Genomic DNA, 3121 nt, shown 5'->3' with positions numbered 1-3121 from the left:
TTCAGATATCGACCTGGACAGCCTTTCCCTGCTGTTTGGCCAGTTCGACCACGGCGTTTGCGACTGCCAGATCCTGCAAGCCGACGCCCGTTCCGTCAAAGATGGTGACCTCCGCATCGCCGCGCCCTTCGTGCCTGCCGATGATGACCTGGCCTAGCGCGGTCACGTCCGCGTCGGAAATCAGTTTCTGCGCGCTCGCGTGCTGGAATTCGCCGATGCTGACCGATTGGGCAACCTCGTCGGTGAACAGGCGCGCGCGGGCGACAAGGGCGGGGTCCAGCTCCTGCTTGCCCTTGGTGTCGGTGCCCATGGCGGCGATATGGGTGGGCCCCTGGACATGCCCGTCCATCAGCAGCGGCTCGAAGGCCGAGGTGATCGAGATGATCACGTCGGCCTCGGCCCCCAGGCGCGGCAGGTCCACCGCCTCGAAGGGCAGGCCCAGTTCGGCCGCGGTGTCGGCCAGCCGGGACAGCATGGCGGGATGCGGGTTCCAGCCGATGACACGCTCGAAATCGCCGAAGCGCACGGCGGCGCGCATCTGGAAGGCGGACTGGTGGCCCGCCCCGATCATGCCCAGCACCCTGGCCCCTTCAGGCGCCAGGTACTTGCTGGAGACCGCGCTGGCCGCCGCCGTGCGCAAGGCGGTCAGCAGGTTCCCTCCAACGGCTGCCGAAACGCGTCCCGTATCCGGGTCGAACAGGAACACCGTTGACTGATGGTTGATCAGCCCGTGCTTTCCGTTGTTCGGCCAGTACCCCCCGGCCTTGAGGCCAAGGGTCAGGCCGCTGGCATCGAAGCCGCCCTTGAAGCCGTAAAGCGCGTCGGCGTGCCCGATGGCCTCGCGCACCACGGGAAAGTTCCGGGCCTCGCCGCGCGCCATGGCGGCGAAGACCGCCTCGACCGCGTCGAACGCGGCCTCCGGCGTCATCAGCCCGGCGATGGCGCTTTCAGGAACGACCCACATCAATAGGCCTTCCCGCGCGCCGAGACCGGCCACAGGGTTTCGACCTTGCCGTTCCTGACGCCCACATACCAGTCGTGGACGTTGCAGGTCGGGTCGCAATGGCCCGGCACCAGCCGCAGCTTGTCGTTGACCTTCAGCACGCCCTGCGGATCCTCGACCACGCCGTGCTCGTCGCTGCACTTGATGTATTTCACGTCGTCGCGGCCATAAACGAAGGGCAGCCCGCTGTCGACCGACTGCGCCTTCAGCCCCGCATCCACCACCGCCAGATGCGGCTTGGCGTGAGACATCACGCTGGTCAGGATGAACAGCGCGTTTTCCCATTCGCCCTGGTCGATGCGCTTGCCGTCCTTGTCGTGGATGCGGCCGTAGTCCGCGTCCATGAAGGCGTAGGAGCCGCATTGCAGCTCGTTGTAAACGCCCGAGTTGCTTTCGAAGTAATAGCTGCCGGTGCCGCCGCCCGAAACCAGTTCCGGCTCCAGGCCTTCGGCCTTCAGCGCCTCGACGGCATCGGTCACCTGGGCGATGGCCGCGTCCAGCTTGGCCTTGCGGTCCTCAAAGCTGTCCATGTGCTGCATGGCGCCCTGATAGGCCTGGATGCCGGTGAAGCGCAGCCCCGGTGCCGCGTCGATGGCCTTGGCGATCTCCACCACCTCGGGCGTGGTCTTGACGCCGCAGCGGCCCGCGCCGCAGTCGATCTCGACGAAGCATTCGATGGTGGTGCCGTGCTTTTGCGCGGCCGCAGACAGGTCCGCCACGTTCGCCACGTCGTCCACGCAGACGATGATCCGGCTGCCCAGCTTGGGCAGGCGGGCCAGGCGGTCGATCTTCAGCGGGTCGCGCACCTGGTTGGACACAAGCACGTCCTTGATGCCGCCGCGCACGAAGACCTCGGCCTCGGACACCTTCTGGCAGCAGACGCCGACCGCGCCGCCCAGTTCCTGTTGCAGCTTCAGCACGTCCACCGACTTGTGCATCTTGCCGTGCGCCCGGTGGCGCATCCCGTGCGCCTTGGCATAGTCGCCCATCTTCCTGATGTTGCGCTCCAGCGCGTCCAGATCCAGGATCAGGCAGGGCGTCTGGATGTCCTTCTCGTCCATGCCCGGCAGCGCGGGCACGTCGAAGCCGACCTCCAGGTTGTCGAAGTTCACGCCATTCGACTTGATCGGTGCGTTCATGAGTCCCTCCCTTGGAGCCAGGGCAGCTTGTCGAGATCGACATTGCCGCCGGTGATGATGATGCCGACGCGCTTGCCGGCGAAGGCGTCGCGGTTCTTGAGGATGGCGGCCAGCGGCACGGCGCTGCTGGGCTCCATCACCACGCGCAGGTGCTTCCAGATCAGCTTCATCGCCTCGACGATCTCGGCGTCCGAGGCCGTGTAGATCTCGGACACGTGGTTGCTGACGAAATGCCAGGTCAGCTCCTTCAAGGGCACCAGCAGCCCGTCCGCGATGGTCTTGGGCGCGTCGTCGGCGATGATGTGGCCCGCCTTGAAGCTGCGATAGGCGTCGTCGGCCTGTTCGGGTTCCGCCGCGATCACCCGCGTTTCCGGCGCCAGCGTCGCCAGCGTCAGGCAGGTGCCCGAGATCATGCCGCCCCCGCCGATGGGCGCCACCATCATGTCCAGCCCGTCGGTCTGCTCCATGAACTCGCGCGCGCAGGTGCCCTGCCCCGCGATCACGCGCGGATCGTTGTAGGGATGGACGAAATCGCCCCCGGTCCGCGCCTGCACCTCGGCGAATGCCGCCTCGCGCGAGGTGGTGGACGGCTCGCATTCGGTGATCACGCCGCCATAGCGGCGCACCGTGTCCTTCTTGGCCTGCGGCGCGGTGCGCGGCATCACCACGTTGCAGGGAATGCCCCGGCGCATGGCGGCATAGGACAGGCACGAGGCGTGGTTGCCGCTGGAATGGGTCGCCACCCCCTTGGCGGCCTGCGCGTCGTCCAGGCCGAAGACCGCATTGGCGGCGCCGCGGACCTTGAAGGCCCCCGGCTCCTGGAAGTTCTCGCACTTGAAGAACAGCCGCGCCCCGGTCAGGTCGTCGAGGTAGTCCGACACCCGCACCGGCGTCCGGCGGATGTAGGGCTGGATGCGCTCATGCGCCGCCAGCATGTCCTCGTATGTGGGAATATACATGGCGTCCTTCATCACGCGGC

At 66.9% G+C, this 3121-nt stretch carries 3 protein-coding genes; all 3 read right to left on the bottom strand.

Features of this window, described 5'->3' with window-relative positions; all coding sequences use genetic code 11:
- Position 1 precedes the first annotated feature (1 nt).
- Genes bhcD through bhcB form a run of 3 tightly spaced genes read right to left on the bottom strand, consistent with a single transcriptional unit; the run spans position 2 to position 3113 of the window.
- A complete protein-coding gene (gene bhcD, locus ACFOM8_RS22720) occupies positions 2–964 on the bottom strand; it encodes an iminosuccinate reductase BhcD (RefSeq protein ID WP_377764640.1) in 963 nt (320 codons plus the stop codon).
- On the bottom strand, positions 964–2142 hold the full coding sequence (bhcC, locus tag ACFOM8_RS22715; RefSeq protein WP_377764639.1) for a 3-hydroxy-D-aspartate aldolase BhcC: 1179 nt from the start codon (positions 2140–2142) through the stop codon (positions 964–966). The genes bhcD and bhcC overlap by 1 nt, the downstream gene beginning before the upstream one ends.
- Positions 2139–3113: a beta-hydroxyaspartate dehydratase BhcB gene (gene bhcB / locus ACFOM8_RS22710; protein WP_377764641.1), complete on the bottom strand. Its 975-nt coding sequence runs from the start codon at positions 3111–3113 to the stop codon at positions 2139–2141. Before bhcB ends, bhcC begins: the two co-directional genes overlap by 4 nt.
- Between the last annotated feature and the right edge of the window lie 8 nt (positions 3114–3121).

This window comes from Paracoccus angustae, assembly GCF_042648745.1.
Taxonomy (GTDB): Bacteria; Pseudomonadota; Alphaproteobacteria; order Rhodobacterales; family Rhodobacteraceae; genus Paracoccus; species Paracoccus angustae.
Note: the sequence above shows the minus strand (reverse complement) of the source record. Positions and strands in the feature narration are given on the sequence as shown.